Origin of the sequence: Klebsiella sp. A52 (genome assembly GCF_018388785.1) — a bacterium.
GTDB lineage: Bacteria > Pseudomonadota > Gammaproteobacteria > Enterobacterales > Enterobacteriaceae > Klebsiella > Klebsiella aerogenes.
Genome location: NZ_CP074437.1, coordinates 299852 through 316884 on the forward strand (window position 1 = coordinate 299852; position 17033 = coordinate 316884).

Consider the following 17033-nt stretch of genomic DNA (forward strand, 5'->3'; position numbering starts at 1 on the left):
CGATCCCGGCGCTGGGGCCGGGATCTTTACTCAGGATGGGATTTTAGCCAGTAACTCGTTTACTTTTTCAGTATCTTCAGGGTGTAACTGAAGATATTTTTCACAGGCCAGACGAACATATTTAAATCCTATTGGCTCAGGAACAATAATTTCTCCTCCCCAGACACCAAATATTATCCCTTTAAAATGACATTCAGGATCTGGATCTTCCCAATCAGGAAAAGTGCAATAAGTTTCGTCGATTACAAAACCAATTTTATTTACAACATATTGAATTCCAAATATAAATTTTCCATAAAGATTTATTGAGTTAAAAAAATCCTTAATAGCCCATTCTGGATCGTTGTCATAGTCTATATGTGTAAAAATATATTCATTCATTTTACTGTCACCGGGAAGAAATTCTCTATTGTTCCTGTTTTAGGGTCAAGATAGACTCTAAAATTCACTCCGCCAGCATTTGCCGTGTATTCTCTTGCCCCTGAGGCCAGAGCTGCTTTGTACCCATTAGCAGCCGCCTGCTGACCTAAATCAAGAATTTTCTGCTCCGAAAATACTTTGGGATCATAGATAGTTTTAGTGAGTGGTTTTTCTTTATAACCAATCACGTTACCAGCACGATCATACGCAGGTATCTGATACTGAATTTCTGTTATTCCCTTCACACCAGTTTGAGATTCACCTACGATTTTTACTCCTTTTTCACTTACAGTTGAATAAAAAGCGTCCGCATTATGTGCACCTGTGATCCCTTTTTTCTGTGAGTAGCCTGCAAGTTGAGACAGATGTTCAGGCTGTTCAATTTTAAAGCTGAGTCCATCGGGATAAGTCACTTCAGTAACTTTCCCTTTCGTTGCCATACTGACTTTTTCACCAGAGGCTACTTCAACGACAACAGTTTTACTTACTGAACCAATCCCTTTGAACCCTGCAATCGCTCCGACAATAGCCTGTGTTTGTAGCGCCGTATCATAACGTTCTGCCGCTGTTTCCCAGCTTACCCCTGACGCTTTCGCTATCTCGGTGATAGCCTGATCGCGGGTGATACTGCCGGCATCCAGTCCCTGAAGCACCGTTTCCAGGTTCTTCGTATCCTGCGGATACAGGTCTTTATACAACAACGAGTAAGTAACGTTTTCGCCATACTCGGCCAGCGCTTTTTGCGCCGGGCCAACTAGTGCGCCACAGGCACCACTGCTCTTGCTTCCCGGCGGACATGCCGCCGCTATCGCTGCATCACGCGCTTTATCTGTTTCATCAAGCTGGCCAAGCCGCGCTTCAGCTTTAGTTTTATCATCGCCGGATAGCAAGCCATTTTTCAGCTTGTATTCCAGCGAAGCCTTCTCGGCGGCCTCATCACGGCTCAGATAGTTATTCTCAACCGCATTCTTCCCGGCACCGGCACCCGTCGCGGCCCCAACTGTATTCCCTGTAGCGATCCCTCCAGCCATACCCGCAGATATGCTTGCCAGCGCACTGACTGTCTGCTTCTGTTCTTCAGAAAGTTTATCTACATTAGGGTAGAGCATATTGGCAATAGCACGTGCCGCCAGCTCTCCGCCCCCTGCACCAATCGCGCCCGCTGCCGCACTATTTCCCTGAAGCGCAGCAACCGCGCCACCAAGGATCGCGTGTGCTATGGCATTGACAGCAGGGTTATCTTCTGTCGATTTCAGCAGATGCGCCAGTTCCGGAGCCGAAGCCCCCGCCAGTGCACCCGCTAAATTACCGCCCGCGAGCCCCTGAAGCGCTGCAGTTGCTGCCTGGATGCCGCGCTGAATGTCGCTGCCGGTGCCATACTTTTCCTGTTCCTTTTTGTATTCCGGCGTATCACGCAGTTTTGCCAGATATGCCTGCCGCTGTTCTTCCGTCGCATCCGCAGGAACAGGCCCGTATTTATCCTGCGCAGCCTTCAGCGCACTCAGCTCACCCTGCGTCCGCGCGATATCCGCCACCTGACCGCCGATATCGCTGATCATCCCGATTTCCTTCAGACGGTTCTGCTCCTTCTCCTTGTCGAAGATCGGGCTGATGCTGTCGTTGGCATGTTTGGTGTCGCGGCTCAGGTTCGCCACATCCTGCTTCTGATTATCCTTGTCGCGAATGATGATGGTGCCGTCAGCCACAGCGGCCTGAGTCGTGCCTTCGGCATGCCCACTGTTGCCCGCCGCCGCAATCATCCCACCCGGCATATTGCCCTTGAACTGGTCGCCGAAGCTGCCCGCGCCGCTGATGCTGATGCCTGAGTGCTGGGTTTTGAAGTCCGCTTCGTTGTGCAGGTCGCTGAAGCCCAGCGTACCGGTATCGAGGCTGTTTTTGTCCGCCGTGGCCGTGGAGGCAATCACTGCGCCATCCAGTTGGGTATGGTTGCCCGCGGTGATATCAAAGCCGCCATCACCGGCGAACATCCCGGTTTGTTCGGCAACAGAGTCAAAGCGGCTCTTCATCTTGTCCTGGGAGGCAGAGATATAGCCGGAGCCCGTCATGCTGCCGAAGGTGAAGCTGCCGCCCGCCGCCACGCTGCTCTGCTTGCTGTCGTATTTGTTGCTGTCCTGCTGGCTGCTCATCAGCAGGTCGTGCCCCACATTGGCGACAATTTTATTGCCGCTAACCTGTGCCCCATTGAGCACGGTGTCATTCTCGCTCTTAATGGTGACGGTCTTGCCGCTGTCGATAGTGGTTTCAGTCCAGTCGGTACCGTTACCTTTATCTTTGCCATTGGCTGCGTTGACATTGGCAAACACGCTGATACCGGCGCCTTTGCCTGCACCAATACTTACGCCGACACCGCCTCCGCTGCTGCTGTTCTTGCCGCTGGACTGTTGAGTGTTAGCAGCCCCACTGAGAATGACGTCATGCTTGGCGTCCAGCAGCGTGTCGCCGCCCGCTTTCACCTGGCTTCCGGCAATAACGATATCGCCGCTGTTCGGGCCCTTACCTTTTCCATTCGCGGTAATGGAGAGATTGTTGCCTGCATTCAGCGTGCTGCCCGTTATCGTATCGCTCTCAGCGTGCTGCTGCGATTTGGATTTCTGCGTGGTCAGCGAGAGGCTGACGCCCATCGCGTTCGGGTCGGCCGTCAGGTCAGCCGCCTCAGCCGCCTGTCCGGCCTGCACACCGGAGAGCACAGTTTTAGTGGCCTGAAGCGCTTTGAGCCGTCCGTCACTTTCCTCTTTGGTATCCTGTGCCGCCGTAACCGCATTATTAATCGCGCTGCCGACAGTGCCCGAAAGCGCCAGCGTCAGCCCACTTTTCTTCTGCTCGAAAGTTTCATCGCGGGTACGTTTGTCGTGGCCCGGGTCGATGATGACGCTACTGCCGCTGAGACTCATGTCCTTCCCGGCAATCAGGTCTGCGCCGCCGATGTGCGCCTGGTTTCCGGCAGCGATAACCACGTTACCGCCCGTAGATCCGACGGTGCTGAAGCTCTGGCTTTGCGTGGTGCCCGCCTCGCGTAAATCGTGGGTAGTCTTGCTACTGCCGATACTGATCCCGATACCCCCGGTGCCCATCAGGCCGGATTTTTTCTCTTCCTTAAAGCGCCAGGAGGTATCCGTGTTGGTCGCGGCCACGATATCGACGTTATTACCTGCATCGAGCGCCACGCTGTTATCGCCCACTACGGAGGAGCCTTTCACCAGCAGGTTGTTGCCCGCCTGCACGGTGACGCTGTCGCCGGAAAGCAAGGTACCTGCTTCACGGGTCGCACTGTCTTCCTCGATGGTGTGAGTCGTTTTCTTGCTAAGGAACCCTTTTTTGGTCTTTGTCTCTTCCCTGTAGTGGTAATCACTTTCCGTCGCCGTGGTCAGGTTCACATCGCGGCCTGCCGCCACGCCGATATCCCCGCTGGCGGTCACCTGCGCCGCTTCGGCGTTGACGTCGCGTCCGGCGACGATGGTGGTGTTGCCGGAGCTGGCGATTTCGGTCCCCTGCTGGCGCACGGATTCATCGATAACGGTTTTCTTTTTCGAGTGTGAGCTGCTGCCGGTCACAGACTCTTCCGCCAGCAGATTAACGTCGCGCCCGGCCTGGATCCCGACATTCCCTTCCGCCGCGAGGCCTGCCGCCTGGCTGGTCACGTCCCGTCCGACAACCAGCGTTACGTTGTCGCCCGCTGAAATCGTTGTTCTGTCGGCGCTGCCCTGATGACTTTCACTGCCGCCCGTGCGGCTGGTCTGCCCGCTGTCCGCCGCGTTCAGGTTCAGATCATTTTCCGCCACCAGCTGCGCGGTTTTACCCGCATTGATAGCGCTCGCCGTCACGTTCAGATCGTTGCCCGCCTGCATTACCGCGTTACCGCCCGCCGTAATGCTGCTGCCCTGATTTGAGGTGGAGGATGTACTGGTGTTTTTCTGGCCCCAAACACCTGATCGGCTGCTGCTGTCGGTTATCTGGTTAGCGGCGATATTGATGCTATTGCCGGCATCCATGGCGAGGTCGCCGCCCGCGTTTACTTTCGCGCCGGTGATATTGATGTCGTTCGCCGCTGCCATATAAAGACCATCGCTGGCGCTGATGGAGGCGGTTTGTCCGACATCGGTGCCACTTATGTGGACACTTTCGCGACGGCTGTCACCGCCCACGCTCCACAGCTGCGTACGGGTGATGTTGTTGATGCTGCCATCGGTGCTTTCCAGCTGCACCGTCTTACCGCTGATGACGGAGCCGATATTGTTAATATCGGCCAGCGCGCTCAGGTCCAGCCCGCCGCCAGCCCGGATGAGACCCGCGTTGAGGTTGTTAATGCTGTTGCTGCTGTCGATGGTAAGGCCATTCTGCGCCAGCAGAGCACTGCCGCTGTTGGTAACGTTACCGCCCGCTAACTGCACGTTATTGCCGCTAATCACGCTACCGCTCTGCACCGTCACATCTTTTGGCGACAGATAGACTTTTGGCACCATCACCGTCTGTCCGTTAATCGTGGCGCTTTCATACCAGAGAATACTGTGGTCGAGCGCCGCCACCTGGTCGGCGGTCAACGCCACGCCAAACGTCAGACCGAGCGCGCGTTGCGCGCTGGCGGCGTTGTCCATCAGGTAACGCATCTGGTCGAGGTCTGACCCCAGCCCATTGATGTAGCGCTGCCCGGTCTGGTTCAGTACATAGTTTGACGCATAGCGGGTATCAAACGCCGCGTCGCCAAGGAAGCGGTAATCCTTGTCCGGATTCAGGTTGAGGCGGCCAAGCATGTACGAAGAACCGAGGAACTGACTGACATCGGTATACTGGCTACCCGTCTCACGTGGGGCCGTGCCCGGGTTCATGCCGAGCAGGTTGTACAGGTCGCCAAACAACGACGGATCGAGCTGACCCAGACCGTCGAGTTTTGGGTTAACGGTGATGAGATACGGGCTGTCCGGATCGGTCGACGGCACAAAGTAGCCATTATTACCGGAAGGCAGTGGGTAGTTGCTATCCATGCCGCCGGGGGCGAGTACGGTACCTTCGCCGATAGTTTGGCTGGCGGTACTGTCTTTCCAGTCTGGAGCGGTGATAGCCGGGGTTGCAGCCTCCACAAGCGCCTGCTGGCTCGCGTCGCTACCGATGCTTTGCGCTGAAGGCGTATTCAGGTTTGGGGCAACGATGGTGTTGCTGATCTTGTCGGCATTAGACATCGTATTGGTATTGCTGATGTCACTGTTGAAGTTGGCTGAGACGTTGCCGCCCGCCTGAATAACCGCGCGGTAAATTTCGCCGAGCTCTGTACTTGAATCATGTCCTTTAAGCGTAAACGCAATGGACGTGCTTTCAGGCATAACATCATGATACTTATTTCCGTCCGTCGGATAACGCCCCCCCGGCTCGACTGCGTATCCATATCGGCGTGAATCGTACTGATAGACGAACCAGTCAGTAACTGTACCTGACTGCCAACTCTGATTATTAAGGGTGCCCCCGGTCAGACTGACATTACTATTCGCCAAAATATTACTGGCAAAATTCTCCAGTGAGCCTGCATCGATCGTGAGATTTTTGCCGGAGCCAATTCTGGATGCTCCGCCGTTGCTGGTAACGTCAGTTCGCGTCTGACTACTGATGAACTTTTGCTCTGCCGAACCGGCATACATTGCATAGTAAAACTGATTCCAGTGGACATAGTTACAGGCTCCATGGCCGTTACATGGCCCCACCTGTCTTTCTGCCACCCGGCTGGTCATTCCATAAGTACCGTCGGCAAGCTGGCTGATATCGACGTTAATCATCGAATTCCCCATCCCCGGAATACTCTGTCCACCATCGATATGCGTTGTTTTTGTCGTTAGCCCATCCCGCGTATTCAGCAAATGCCCGGTCTTGATGGTGATATCACCGTTAATAGTCTCAATATTACCGGAGCTATTAATCACTTCGGCATTCGCCGCGCCGCTGGCGTCTTTCTGCATCACCAGGTTATTGCCTGCCAGCATATCGCCATGCAGGTTCTGGATGCTGTTGGCGTAAAGGGCGAGATTATTACCCGCATACAGCAGGGCGGTGTTGACGATCGCACCTGTCGCGTTCAGGAGCAGATTGCCCGCCGTGCCGGTAAAACCGTCGAGGATGATACTGCCCCGGCTGGCCAGGCTGACGTCCCCGCCCGCCTGCAGAGTGCCGCTGGCGTTCATGGCAATCTGGCTGCCGGAAAGCGAAGCGGTACCACCGCCTGCCGTAAGCTGGCCGTTATTCGTCAGCTTACCCGCCGCGTCCAGGGTAATGCCGTCACCCTGCAGGGTGGCATTGTTGGTGATATCCCCCCGGGTACTGACAGAAAGCTGTTTGTTCGAGGCCACAACCCCCTGTGACGTCCAGCTGTTGACCAGCTTCAGCGCCAGGTTACCGAGCGCCACAATCTGGCCCGCGCCGCTGAGGGAGACCGTTTCGGCCAGCAGGTCACCGCCGCTGAATAATTTGCCATTCTCATTATTGATGGTGCTGGCGTTGATGCTCAGCCCCTGATTACCCAGCAGCGTGCCGCCGTTGTTGACGAATTGCGCGTTTACGTTCAGCTGTGCGGCCTGGAAGGTACCGCTGTTGGTCAAACTGTCACCTGTGAGCGTCGCCTGGTTCGCCGCCAGCACGGTACCGCTGCTGGCAAACTTCGCCACGTTCAGCACCAGGTTCGTGGCCTGTAGCCAGCCGCTGCCGCTGTAGTCCGGCGTGGTGAATACCAGGCCACCGCCGGAGAGAATTTTGCCGTCGTTGCGGGCCTGCGTTGCCGCGCTGAGCGTGGTTTTACCGTTGCCCTGAATCGTGCCGTCATTCATGAGCGATGGCGCAGTGATGCTGAGCGCATCCTGGCTGAGGATAACGCCGTTCGTCTGGTTGGTGAGTGCGTTCAGCAGAGTGAGCGTCAGAGCGCTATCGCCCTGAATGCGACCGCTGTTGATCAGTGTACTGGCGCTGAGTTGGATATCAGCCCCCTGAAGCTGCCCGCTGTTGCTGATGTTACCGGCTTTCAGCGCCAGCTTACCGCCAGTCAGCAGTTTGCCCTGCTGCTGCAGGCCGCTATGCAGCGTGACGCTCAGGCCGTTAACACCGCTGATTTCACCGTCGTTGCTGAGCGAATCCCCTTCCACCTCCAGCGTTTTCGCATTGATTAATCCCTGGTTACTCAGCGCCTTACCGGTCAGGCGAGCATCGCCCAGGGCGGTGATTTTACTGCCGGTAACGGCAGTGATGTCATCGCTCAAGGTCAGCGCTAAATCGATCGCGCTCTGGATGGCCCCGTGGTTAGTCAGCCGGGCGCCATCAAGAAGGATGTTCTGCCCCTGTATTCGTCCGCCGTTGGTGATATCGCCGGCGGAGAGAGTCAGCTCACCTTGACTCAGTAAATCGCCAGTATTAGCGAATGCGCCAGCGCTGTTCAGCGTCAGCGCGTTCAGCCCGATAATGGTCCCCTGGTTACTGATATCGTCCTGGGTCAGGCTCAGGGTTTTCCCCTGAAGCGTACCATTGCTGCTGATCTGGTTACCGCTAAGCGCCATGTCGCCGGATGCAAGCAGGCGACCATGGTTCGTCAGCGCCGGCGCAGTCAGGGCGAAACGCCCCTGACTCATCAGGTCGCCGTTATTGTTCAAGGAAGCGGTGAGCGTGCCTTCAAGTTCGCCCGTTGCCAACGCCGATCCGCTGTGGATCCAGCGGTCTGCATCAACCGAGACATCCCTGCCCTGGGTTATCCCGCCGGTGACCAGCGTGTTGGCATCAAGGGATAAATGACCCGCCGTCAGCCAGCGTCCGTTTGCCCCCTGCGAAAGGCTGTCGCCGGAAAGGGTCAGTGCGTGACGGCCCTGAAGCAGGCCGTCACTGCTCAGCGTGGTCGCCTGAATATCCAGCGTGTCAGCGATGATTTTGCCTGAATGACTTAGCACGTCCGCCGTCATTATCAGACCGCTGTCACTGCTAATAAGCCCGCTGTTGCGAATATCCGGCACAGACAGCGCCAGGTTTGCCGCGCTGTACAGCGTGCCGTTCAGCTGGTTGTCCAGCGCTTGCGTGTTAATCAGCAGTGCGCTGGCGCCCTGGATCAGCCCGCTGTTGGTCAGGGTTTGCGACTGCGTGTTCATGCTGGAAGCAACGAGTACGCCGCTATTGGTCAGCGCAGGCGCATTCAGGTTGATTTCGGCCGCGCTGCTTTTGCCGCTGTGGTTGAGCTTTTCGCGGGCATTCACCGTCATGGTTTTTTGTGCCGCCTGCGTGCCCGAAAGCACCATTTCCCGCGCGCTGAGGCTGAGATTATTACCGCTTTGAAGTTGCCCGCCCGCCACGGTAGCAAGCCTGTCGCCCTGCAGCAGAAGATCGCTTCCGGCGCTGGTTTCACCGTCCAACGTCGCCGTGGCGGTATTCAGCGTCATGGCGGCATCGCTATGGATCAGCGAATTTTTGCCGGAGGTCAGATTCTGCGTAGCGATCGTCAGCCCCTGGGCACCGGACAGCACGCCGTTCTGCGTCACATCCTGCGCCTTCAATGCCAGCACCGCATCGCTCACCAGCGAGCCCGTGTTGATAAGCTTCCCGCTGGCGGTGATGTCCGCTTTTCCCTTCGCGCCGATACTGCCGCTTTGGGTAAAATCGTGAGTATTGACGGTCAGGTCGCTACCGCTCAGCAGCGAACCGGCATTGCTGAGCGTAGAGCTGCCCACGCTTAGGGAAGCGCCCTGAACGGAACCGCTATTATTCAGCGCGCTGGCATTCAGCTGAGCGCTGTTACGCGCCAGCAGCTTGCCCCCTACCGTCAGGGTGTTGCTGCTTACCGTCAGGTTTTGCCCGGCTATCATCTGCCCTTGCGTTTTCAGCGTATCGCTGGCTTTAGCCTCGATATGGCGGGCGGCGTTAATCTGGCTGGAGGTATCCAGGCTAATATTTTTCGCGGTAAGCGTCGTATCGCGTCCGGCAGTCAGCTTTTCATTAGCGTTTGAAATCGCGCCATTGGCATTCAGTACCAGGTCGCCGTCGCTATTGAGTGAACCGTTGCTCAGGGCAATGTCGCCCTGGCTGCTCAGCGATATATTGCCGCTGGCTTTGTGATCGCCCGTCAGGGTCAGGTTTTCACCTTTAGCGGACAGCGCACCGCCGGTGAGGCTTTGGTGTACGCTGAGACTGCCGCTGGCATCCAGGGTGATATCGCCCTGGCGCGCGTTAAGATTGCCGAGGTTAACCCCGACACCTTTCTCACTCGACACCATCCGGATGCGATTGGCGTACATACCGCCGAGTGCGCCGGTATCGACCGCCACCGATGGCGCTTTACCTTCTCCCTGCTGCGCCTGTACGCTGCCGTCTGTACCAACGCGGTTGGCCCCGGCCACCACGTTTAAATCCTTAGCGTGAATGGCGGCATTCACTTCGGTTGCGCGTGAAATGATCGACAACGCATCGCTGCCGCTGGCATCAAGCCCCTGCCCCTCAATGGTAATGCTGCCTTTTTTCACGTCCAGCGCCTGTAAATTGCCGCTGGCGTCAAAAACAGGTTTTCCCGTGGTCAGCGTTGCCTGGGGGGTATTGATAAACCCGCAGCCATTACAGGTGATGCCATACGGGTTAGCGACCATGACATTCGCCGCTTTGCCCGCGACTTCCGTATACCCCTGCAGATGTGAGCGGTTGCCGCCGGTCACTTCGTTGATGATGCCCTTTGCTTCTTTGCCCGCTTGCAGGTTGGCGTTACCGTTAATCAACCCGCCAAGCTGCGTCTGATTGAGCTTACCCGTGGCGTTATTGAGGATCAGTCCCTCTTTGCCGACGTTGTAATCCTTAAACCGGTTGTGCGAAATTCCGGCCCCGTTCGGTGTGGCAATATTCACGACCGGCACGCCATTCGCCGCTTTATCCGTGGAGGTATTGCCCGTTGGCGTCAGCGTGGCGGAAATCGCAGGTAGCAAAGGTTGTCCGGCGAGCAGGACGCTTAATACATAGCTGAGCACGCGGTAGGCAAAGCGGACGGGAGGCTGTTTCATGACGATAATCCCTTAAAACGCGACGGCAACGCGATAGTAAATATTGACGTGATCCGGGCCAAGCCAGTCCGGGTAAACAAGGGGCAGTCCGACGGTAAACGCGGTGGAAACGTGGCCATTGGCGGTATTGAGCCCAACAGCCGTGCCCCACAGAGTGCCAGCTGAATAGCGATCCAGCTTGTCGGAATGCAGCCAGCCGCCATCAACAGCAGCCAGCGCGCTGACCTGGCCTATCACCGGCAGTATGAACAGGGTGTAGTTGAGCTCATTTCGCCAGTACGCGCCGTTATCGCCGGAGATACTTTGTTCTTTAAACCCGCGCACCGAGCTTTCGCCGCCGATGGTCATGCGTTCGCTACCGTAGAGGCGGTCCGGTGACCACTGCCCGTAGGCGCTCGCCAGCCACCACAAGTTTTCAGCTAGCGGGCGCTGGAAGCTGGCGTTCAGGCTCCATTTACGGAACTGCGCTTTCGGTAAATCACCATTTTTACTGCCGTCGCTGTCGGCATCCAGCCATGGCATACCGCGGCTGAAGGTAGGGTTAAACGTGGCTACGCCACCAAATATTTTCTGAGTATGGTTCAGGCCAAACAGCAGGCTGGTCAGTTTGCGACTGCTGCTTTGCAACAGGACATCGTCCAGATAATTATGATTGATGCGATGGCTCAGGCCCAGGGAGATACCCGTCTTGATATTACCGTTGCGGAACAGCACGTGTGACAGATTCACCCGGTGTGTTTCGGTATCGCCGGTCGAACGCCAGCGGTAGCCGTTGTTATCGATGGTGCTGAGATAGTTGTTCCAGCTGTAGCTATAGTCCAGCAGGCTGTAGCCGTAGGGCACGCTGACGCCCGCAGCAAAATTTTGTGCATCTTTTGTATTCGAAAACGCGCTGCTGCGTCCACCGTAAACAAACCAGTTATCGGCCAGACCTAACAGGTTGTTACCGCTCAGCCCTGCGTTAATTTGCCCGACGCCCGTATTCTTCTGGCCGCTATTATCAAAACTGGCTGAGCCGGAAAGAGGAAATTCTGGCGTGGCGGTCAAATGAACAATCGACCATCCCTGCTTATCGCCCGGTAATATTTCAATCTGCACCGGCGTGGTACGGGTGCGGTTAATTTGCTCCATACCCTGTTCAATATCACGCAGATTTAGAATACGCCCTTCCAGCCCTGGAAAGGTCATTTTCAGCTCACGCTCGGGCGCGCCATCCATGTGTATTTTCTCCAGCCGACCTTCCAGAATAGCCAGATGCAGCTCACCAGAACGTAAATTCTGTTCCGTCAGAAAAGCACGGCTGGTTATATATCCGCGGCTGATATACCAGTCCGAAACTGTATTAGTAAGCTGATTAATACGGGCCATATTCAGGCATTGGTTCACCCAGGGCGCAAGGAGTTTTCGCTGCCTGCGATCATCAATAAGGGTGGTCCCTTCCAACACAATGCGATTGATGGTGAAACATGGCCCGGATGCTGGCACAGGCGGTTCAGCCGTAGAGGGGCGAGCCAGCGGCGCTGTGCGCTCCAGCGATTCACGCTGCTGTTGGTTCTGAAGAAGCAATTGCTGCTGCTGCTGTTCGATGCTGTTGCGGTCTGCTGGCGATAACGGGGCTGCGAAAACTGGCTGACTCAGAACCAGCAATATCCCTGCCAGATATAAAACCTTCATCCCTGTTCCTGTATGCCTTTGTTATTTACGTTATGATTGTATTTTGTGACATTAACTTACATTTCTGGTCACATTACACCCAATGGCGGATGAATAAAACAGCAAGAGCGCAAACTTGTACTATTTTCAGTATATTGCAGTCTTTTCTCAGAACTATTCTTAATAAAAATAAAAACGGGTTATTGAAAACGGAATATATTCGGGACAGAGCCGAAATGAAGGGGCATGAACAGAATGAATATATCGACAGGTCGTCACTTCTGAAGCGACCGGTAAATATCAACCTGGTCACTTCCATAAATCAGGTAAAGCAAGTGCTATGAAAATGGGAACGTTGTGATTAACGGCTTTCAGATGAGGCGGCCTATCTTAAACAGCTAAAGCGGGTCGATACACTGAATGCTCTGCTGGAGGCCATATTAGAAAGCGTTAGAAAGCAAAAAGACCATGCTAATGAATAGCATGGCCTCGAATAGTGGCGGAACGGACGGGACTCGAACCCGCGACCCCCTGCGTGACAGGCAGGTATTCTAACCGACTGAACTACCGCTCCGCGTTGTTGTTCCGTTGGGAACGAGGCGAATATTACGGTTTCCCTACATCGTCGTCAACGCTTTTTCTTCACTTTTGAATCGTTTGCTGCAAAATTAGCCCACCCGCCTATTTTTAGCGCATATTGTCGGCAATCAGGCGCGCCACAGGCAGCTTCCGCCCTTCTTCTGCACCAGATCGAGACGCGATTCATGGTCCGCCAGCTCGCTGTCAGAAGCATAAACCACGCGTAATTTACTGGCGGCGCGGACAACGCGCTGTATTCCAATATCGCCGGCCTGCTGTTGGCCTTCCCCTTCCATCGAAAACGCCATGCTGGTCTGCCCGCCGGTCATCATCAGATAGACGTCAGCCAGAATCTGGGCATCGAGCAACGCCCCGTGCAGCGTACGCTTGCTGTTGTCTATTTCATAACGTGAACAGAGCGCATCGAGGCTGTTACGCTTGCCGGGGAACATCTTACGTGCCAGCGCCAGGCTATCGGTGACCTTACAAAAGGTTTCCGTTTTCTCAATGCCGCGGTTCAGCTTTTTGAATTCATAATCCATAAAGCCGATATCGAACGATGCGTTATGGATGACCAGCTCCGCGCCGCGGATATACTCCATGAACTCATCGGCAACGTCGGCAAATGTCGGCTTATCCATGAGGAACTCATCGGCAATACCGTGAACGCCGAAGGCCTCAGGGTCCACCAGCCGATCGGGCTTCAGGTAAACATGGAAGTTATTACCGGTGAGGCGACGGTTGATCACCTCTACGGCGCCGATCTCGATGATCTTATGCCCTTCATAATGGGCGCCGATCTGGTTCATACCGGTGGTTTCGGTATCGAGAACAATCTGTCGTGTAATTGCAGTGCTCATAGCGGTCATTTATGTCAGACTTGTCGTTTACATATCGATTTCAATTACAGGAAGTCTACCAGAGATGCTCAAACAGGTAGAAATTTTCACCGATGGTTCTTGCCTGGGGAATCCAGGGCCTGGCGGCTACGGCGCTATTATGCGCTATCGCCAGCATGAAAAAACCTACAGCGCGGGCTACCGCCTGACGACTAACAACCGCATGGAACTGATGGCTGCCATCGTCGCTCTCGAAGCGCTTAAAGAGCATTGCGAAGTGGTGCTAAGCACCGATAGCCAGTACGTCCGCCAGGGGATAACCCAGTGGATCCATAACTGGAAAAAACGCGGCTGGAAAACCGCGGACAAAAAGCCGGTTAAAAATGTCGATCTGTGGAAACGTCTTGATGCCGCTCTCGGCCAGCATCAAATTAAGTGGGAATGGGTCAAAGGCCATGCCGGGCACCCGGAAAACGAACGCTGTGACGAACTCGCGCGCGCTGCGGCGTCTAACCCCACGCTGGACGACGTCGGCTACCAGCCGGAAAGCTAATTTCCCCCGTCGCGCCACTGCCTGGTGGCGCCAACGGCCGGACGCAGCTGCGTCTTCGCCTTCCCGGACTTCATCGGATTTAGCGTCAGCGGAATGGTTCTTTTCCGCGCGACGATCATCTGCAAACACCCCAAAGCCGGCAGATGTGTACTTAACATTTTTCCCCCCAGCTTCGACCAGGGCAGCACCTGATAGCGACCGTAGTGCAGCACTTCAAAATTGAGCAGCGCCAGCCAGTCAAGCTGTCGCGTCATGGTAAACATGCGGCTGTTATAGGGGATAGTTTTTCGCAGAATCGGCGTCACCTTGCGCAATCCGACGAGGCTCATCGGATTAAAGGCGGTCAAAATCATCCAGCCATCGTCAATCAGCACGCGGTCAGCTTCCCGCAACAGCCGGTGCGGATCGCTGCACCATGGCAAAGTATGCGCCAGTAAACAGGCATCCACAGATTTGGCGGCGAAAGGAAGATACAGCGGGTCGGCTTTGACCTGGATAGGACTCCCCCCCAGCGAAACGTTCACCTGATGGGAGATCGCGCAGGCTTCGGTATTGATTTCCGCGCTCAGATTGCCAATCTTAAGTAGATGAAAGCCATATAATTTAGCCAGCCACGGTTTCATATGCCGTTCCAGCGACTCGCGATAGTACTCACCCCACGGCATACTGGACCAATGCTCTGGAGCTGTAATTGTATGAGGTATCCTTGCCGGCTTCATCGCAACCTTCCGCAACGCTTTGAGAGGTAATTTATGAATCTTATCAGTATTCCTGCATTTCAGGACAACTACATCTGGGTTCTTAGCGACGATAGCCATCGTTGTGTGATAGTCGACCCGGGCGAAGCCGCGCCGGTACTCGCGGCCATTGAAGAAAACAACTGGCAGCCAGAAGCGATTTTGTTAACCCACCACCACCACGATCATGTTGGCGGCGTGAAAGAACTGCGGCAAAAGTTCCCGCAACTTGTGGTTTACGGGCCGGCAGAAACCCAGGATAAGGGAAGCACGGATATTGTATCTGATGGCGATAGCATTACTGTTTTGGGCCGCGAATTTTCTATTTTCTCCACTCCTGGTCACACATTAGGACATATCTGTTTCTACAGCGAACCTTATCTATTTTGTGGCGATACAATGTTTTCCGGAGGCTGTGGCAGACTGTTCGAAGGTACAGCAGACCAAATGTATCAATCATTTATGAAAATAAACGCCCTTCCCGCTGACACACTAATTTGTTGCGCACATGAGTACACTTTAGCAAACATGAAGTTTGCATTGAGTATCCTGCCAGATGATATGGATATAAAGGATTACTACCATAAAGTTAATGAGTTACGCGCAAAAAACCAAAAGACACTACCCGTTACTCTGAAAAATGAACGCCGTATAAATTTATTTTTACGTACGGATGACAATGATTTAATTAAAGAAATAGCCAAAGAAACAAATTTGCAACACTCTGCGCAGAGATTTGCATGGTTAAGGTCAAAGAAAGATGACTTCTGAGATTTAACGCTTGTCATCCTCGGCCTTCACCGTTATCCTTGCTCGTCTTTTAAGCAACTATTGACACACACATGAAGGCACGAGCGATATTACTCGCCTCTGTCCTGCTGGTAGGGTGCCAGGCGTCGAAGCACGACGGCACCGTAGAACAGCGAGCACAGAGCCTTTCTGCAGCTGGTCAAGGGGAAGCAGGCAAGTTCACAAGTCAGGCGCGATGGTTAGATGATGGAACCCTCTACGCGCAAGACCAGGATCTGTGGACTTCCATAAGCGACGAGCTAAAGATGGGAATTCCGGAAAACCCCCGGATTCGCGAACAGAAACAGAAGTACTTACGTAATAAGAGCTATCTCCACGATGTAACTTTACGGGCTGAACCGTATATGTACTGGATAGCCGGGCAAGTTAAGAAACGTAACATGCCAATGGAACTGGTATTACTACCCATAGTGGAGAGCGCTTTTGACCCACACGCGACGTCTGGCGCCAATGCCGCAGGCATTTGGCAGATCATTCCGAGCACAGGGCGCAATTATGGTTTAAAACAGACCCGCAGTTACGATGCGCGTCGTGATGTCGTCGCGTCTACTACCGCGGCGCTGGACATGATGCAACGTCTGAACAAAATGTTCGACGGCGACTGGTTACTGACCGTCGCAGCCTATAACAGCGGCGAAGGCCGGGTGATGAAGGCCGTGAAGGCGAACCGTTCGCGTGGTAAATCCACCGATTTCTGGTCGCTCTCGCTGCCGCATGAAACCAAGGTCTACGTACCAAAAATGCTGGCTTTGAGCGATATTCTCAAAAACAGCAAGCGTTACGGCGTGAAGCTGCCAACGGCTGATGAAAGCCGGGCGCTGGCGCGCGTTCGCCTCGATAGTCCGGTTGATATTTCTCAACTCGCGGACATGGCAGGAATGCCGGTTAGCAAGCTGAAAACCTTCAACGCTGGGGTAAAGGGGTCAACGCTTGGCGCTAGCGGGCCAAAGTACGTCATGGTGCCTCAGAAGCACGCAGCTCAACTGCGTGAATCTCTGGCCTCTGGCGACATTGCCGCCGTACAGCCGACGCTGCTTGCTGACAATACGCCGCTGACCAGCCGTAGCTATAAGGTACGTTCTGGCGATACGATTTCCGGGATTGCTTCGCGTCTCGGCGTCACCACCAGGGATCTACAGCAGTGGAACAACCTGCGCGGTTCTGGGCTTAAAGTCGGGCAAAATCTGGTTGTCGGCGCAGGCAGCAGCGCGCAACGTCTGGCGAACAACAGCGATAGCATCACCTATCTTGTTCGTAAGGGCGACTCGCTGTCGAGCATCGCAAAACGCCACGGCGTCAATATCCGCGACGTTATGCGCTGGAACAGCGATACAGATAACCTGAAGCCAGGGGATCAGCTGACGTTGTTTGTGAAGAACAACGACAGACCTGAATCCTGATTTCAGGATAATGAGAAAGGCACCGATTC

Annotated in this window: 8 protein-coding genes and 1 tRNA gene; 3 read left to right on the forward strand and 6 right to left on the reverse strand. The window is 54.7% G+C overall.

The features are described 5' to 3' along the window. Positions 1-30: 30 nt before the first annotated feature. From cdiI to dnaQ, 5 genes are all read right to left on the reverse strand, one after another. On the reverse strand, positions 31-381 hold the full coding sequence (cdiI, locus tag KGA69_RS01470; protein ID WP_045398321.1) for a ribonuclease toxin immunity protein CdiI: 351 nt from the start codon (positions 379-381) through the stop codon (positions 31-33). Then, the gene (locus KGA69_RS01475) at positions 378-10433 is read right to left on the reverse strand and encodes a hemagglutinin repeat-containing protein (RefSeq protein ID WP_223683744.1); all 10056 of its coding nucleotides are present in this window, start codon (positions 10431-10433) and stop codon (positions 378-380) included. The genes cdiI and KGA69_RS01475 overlap by 4 nt, the downstream gene beginning before the upstream one ends. A gap of 12 nt (positions 10434-10445) precedes the next feature. Continuing rightward, positions 10446-12107: a ShlB/FhaC/HecB family hemolysin secretion/activation protein gene (locus KGA69_RS01480; protein WP_045397901.1), complete on the reverse strand. Its 1662-nt coding sequence runs from the start codon at positions 12105-12107 to the stop codon at positions 10446-10448. Positions 12108-12583: 476 nt separating this feature from the next. Then, positions 12584-12660: transfer RNA gene (locus KGA69_RS01485), tRNA-Asp, on the reverse strand. 133 nt (positions 12661-12793) lie between these two features. Beyond that, positions 12794-13525 carry a DNA polymerase III subunit epsilon gene (gene dnaQ / locus KGA69_RS01490; protein ID WP_015368125.1) on the reverse strand — a complete coding sequence of 244 codons (732 nt, stop codon included), beginning with the start codon at positions 13523-13525 and terminating at the stop codon, positions 12794-12796. A 64-nt stretch (positions 13526-13589) separates the two neighbouring features. Between dnaQ and rnhA the strand changes: the two genes are divergently transcribed. Continuing rightward, the gene (gene rnhA, locus KGA69_RS01495; RefSeq protein WP_015368126.1) at positions 13590-14057 is read left to right on the forward strand and encodes a ribonuclease HI; all 468 of its coding nucleotides are present in this window, start codon (positions 13590-13592) and stop codon (positions 14055-14057) included. Here the strand turns inward: rnhA and KGA69_RS01500 are convergent. Then, positions 14054-14776, reverse strand: a complete 723-nt coding sequence (locus KGA69_RS01500) for a class I SAM-dependent methyltransferase (protein ID WP_045397913.1) — start codon at positions 14774-14776, stop codon at positions 14054-14056. The two genes, rnhA and KGA69_RS01500, sit on opposite strands and share 4 nt — an antisense overlap. A gap of 33 nt (positions 14777-14809) precedes the next feature. On the opposite strand from KGA69_RS01500, the gene gloB reads away from it, so the two are divergent. Then, positions 14810-15565, forward strand: coding sequence for a hydroxyacylglutathione hydrolase (gene gloB / locus KGA69_RS01505; protein ID WP_045397916.1), 756 nt, complete (start codon positions 14810-14812; stop codon positions 15563-15565). Positions 15566-15636: 71 nt separating this feature from the next. Then, complete coding sequence (gene mltD / locus KGA69_RS01510; protein ID WP_213292754.1) at positions 15637-17004, forward strand: murein transglycosylase D; 1368 nt, start codon at positions 15637-15639, stop codon at positions 17002-17004. Positions 17005-17033: the final 29 nt, after the last annotated feature.